The sequence below is a fragment of the Coprobacter sp. genome (genome assembly GCF_982436375.1).
Genome location: NZ_CEWDCG010000279.1, coordinates 1 through 2915 on the forward strand (window position 1 = coordinate 1; position 2915 = coordinate 2915).

Genomic DNA, 2915 nt, shown 5'->3' on the forward strand with positions numbered 1-2915 from the left:
CTATCACACCAATATAGATTCATGTATAACATTCTGGAACTAAAAGATAAGTCTTTGGAAGACTTGAAAGTAATAGCCCAAGAAATGGGTATAAAAAAAATTGATGCTTCTGAAAAAGATGATTTAGTATATAAGATATTAGATCAGCAAGCAATTGATATAGCAGGTAAAAAAGTTGCGGCTCAAGCAGAAACAAATGCTGCGAAGAAAAAAAAGTCAACAACTAAGGCTGCAAAGTCTAAAACCCCTGTCAAAGAAACAGAGACAGAAACGATTGTACCGGTAACGGTCTCTGCCGAACAAGAACCTATCGTAGAAAAAAAGACGACGAAAGGACGTAAGCCAAAAGCTGAGAAAACAGTTGAGTCTACTGTCGAAAATAATAAGTCGGATATTTCAGAGCCAATTGCAGTAGAAGAAACAATACAAAAAGAACCTGAACCTCTCAAAACGAAAAAAGCGAAATTTTCACATCCGGCTTTGAAAGAGCAGGTGGAACTGCCTGTCCCCGAAAATGATGAAGTCGCAGTTATAGAGAAAACTGCTGAAACGGAAAGTATTGAGAAACCTAAGGCACGAAAAGTTTTTAAGAAAGAGACATCCGAGCAACAGCAAGAAAATGTTTTGAAAGATGAGAAAAAAGAATCTGCTTCTGAAATTTCAAAACTTACAGACAAACCGGCAGCAGAAGTTCCGGTAAAAGAAAAAATTCAGTATGAGATGCCTCTGCCGGTGCAATCCGAAACTCATTTGGAAACATTTTTCCCTCGAAGCGAACGGCAACGTTTTGTACCGCGCAATCAACAACAACGCTACTCAAATAATAATTTAAATAATCAGAGTAAAGACATACAGCAAACTGTGCAGCAGCCAGAACGTGTTAATAACGAAACTAAGGTTGCAGAAAAGCCCTATGAATTTGAAGGTATACTTACAGGAAACGGAGTTCTTGAAATGATGCCCGACGGCTACGGTTTTTTGCGCTCTTCTGATTATAATTATTTGACATCTCCCGATGATATATATGTTTCTCAATCCCAAATTAAGCTTTTTGGCCTGAAAACAGGAGATGTGGTAGAAGGACCAATTCGCCCACCGAAAGAAGGAGAAAAATATTTTCCACTGGTTAAAGTAGAAAAAATTAATGGACGTACTCCGGAATATGTTCGAGATCGAGTACCGTTTGACCATTTGACACCTTTGTTCCCTGAAGAAAAATTTAAGCTGACCACCGGTCGTGCAAATGATATTTCAGCAAGAGTCGTAGATATGTTCTCTCCGATAGGTAAGGGACAACGCGGGCTAATTGTCGCTCAGCCGAAAACAGGAAAGACCATGCTTCTGAAAGACATTGCCAATGCTATTGCCGAAAATCATCCGGAAGTATTTATGATTATACTGTTGATCGATGAACGTCCTGAAGAAGTGACCGATATGGCTCGTAGTGTAAAAGCAGAAGTAATATCATCGACATTTGATGAACCGGCTGAGAGACATGTAAAAGTCGCTAGTATAGTTTTAGAAAAAGCGAAACGGATGGTAGAGTGTGGCCATGATGTCGTTATTCTTTTAGACTCTATTACTCGTCTCGCTCGTGCTTATAATACGGTCTCTCCTGCGTCCGGGAAAGTTCTCTCTGGTGGTGTGGATGCAAATGCGCTACATAAGCCGAAAAGATTTTTCGGAGCAGCTCGTAACATAGAGAACGGGGGAAGCCTCACGATTATAGCGACAGCTCTTACCGATACCGGCTCTAAAATGGATGATGTGATTTTTGAAGAGTTTAAAGGGACAGGGAATATGGAGTTACAGTTAGATCGTAAGCTCTCTAATAAGCGGATTTTCCCTGCTGTCGATATTACAGCTTCGAGTACTCGTAGAGATGATTTGCTTCTCGATAAAGATACATTGAATAGGATGTGGATATTAAGAAAATATTTGTCGGATATGAATTCTATAGAAGCAATGGAATTCATTAAGGACAGAATGGAAAAGACATCTTCTAATGAAGAATTATTATTGTCTATGAATGACTAATGTCCTTTCTGTAAAAAAATGAGAAATGACCTGTGTTGTTTGTTTTTCACAGGTCATTTTTTATATCTTTGAGCATGATGAGAAAAAAATATTCATATTTTATTGTGTTGTCTATGATTTTATTGAGTAGTTGCCATACAATAAACCGGACGACAACTACTTCCGATTTTTCTATGTTCAAATCGTTGGGGGTAGAACTTAATAGGAATGATTTTATTCCACTATACAAAGAAGCGGCTTCGTGGATAGGAACACCGTATAAATATGGTGGAAATACGCGTTCAGGGGTTGATTGTTCTGGTCTTACTTGTATTATTTATCGTACGGTTTATGGTATCTTGTTAGATCGATCATCCGAAAATATTTATAAAAATTGTACTCATATTTCTAAGAAGCACTTGAAAGAAGGTGATTTGGTCTTTTTCTCTACAGGAAAAAAACAAAAGATAAATCATGTTGGCATTTATTTGAAAAATGGATATTTTATTCACTCTTCAACATCTAAAGGTGTTGTGATTAGTCACTTGAAAGAGTCTTATTATGCCGATAACTGGAAAGGTGGAGGAAGATTAAAAAAATAATGTCTATCTTCAAAAGATAGACATTATTTTTTTAATCTGTTTTCGTACTTAGAGCCAGTCGTATGAATTTTCCGACAAAAAATATTATCAGGTCAGTTTTGAAATTTAGAAAGGCTCTTACAGTTTCGCAAGTTTATTATGTCCTTTAAATTATTTAAGTTTATAGTAATTGACTAGTTCCGTTATACCATAAATAATTGCACATATACCGAACATGATCAAGATCGCATCTTGAGTTTCGAAAGGATTCAAGACGGTTATAATTCCGGCAATAAGAATTAATATAGGGGTGATATA

Annotated in this window: 3 protein-coding genes; 2 read left to right on the forward strand and 1 reads right to left on the reverse strand. The window is 36.9% G+C overall.

What is annotated here, in order from left to right; genetic code table 11:
* Positions 1 to 21: 21 nt before the first annotated feature.
* Positions 22 to 2037, forward strand: coding sequence for a transcription termination factor Rho (rho, locus tag AC1WHX_RS11590; protein WP_022390142.1), 2016 nt, complete (start codon positions 22 to 24; stop codon positions 2035 to 2037).
* Between the two features lie 74 nt (positions 2038 to 2111).
* Positions 2112 to 2618, forward strand: a complete 507-nt coding sequence (locus AC1WHX_RS11595; RefSeq protein WP_122337547.1) for a C40 family peptidase — start codon at positions 2112 to 2114, stop codon at positions 2616 to 2618.
* A gap of 150 nt (positions 2619 to 2768) precedes the next feature.
* Here AC1WHX_RS11595 and AC1WHX_RS11600 read toward each other — a convergent pair whose 3' ends face one another.
* On the reverse strand, positions 2769 to 2912 hold the full coding sequence (locus AC1WHX_RS11600; protein ID WP_481229414.1) for a DUF308 domain-containing protein: 144 nt from the start codon (positions 2910 to 2912) through the stop codon (positions 2769 to 2771).
* Between the last annotated feature and the right edge of the window lie 3 nt (positions 2913 to 2915).

Coding starts and splice junctions, on each gene's coding strand:
- rho (WP_022390142.1), top strand. CDS start 22: ATGTATAACATTCTGGAACTAAAAGATAAGTCTTTGGAAGACTTGAAA.
- AC1WHX_RS11595 (WP_122337547.1), top strand. CDS start 2,112: ATGATGAGAAAAAAATATTCATATTTTATTGTGTTGTCTATGATTTTA.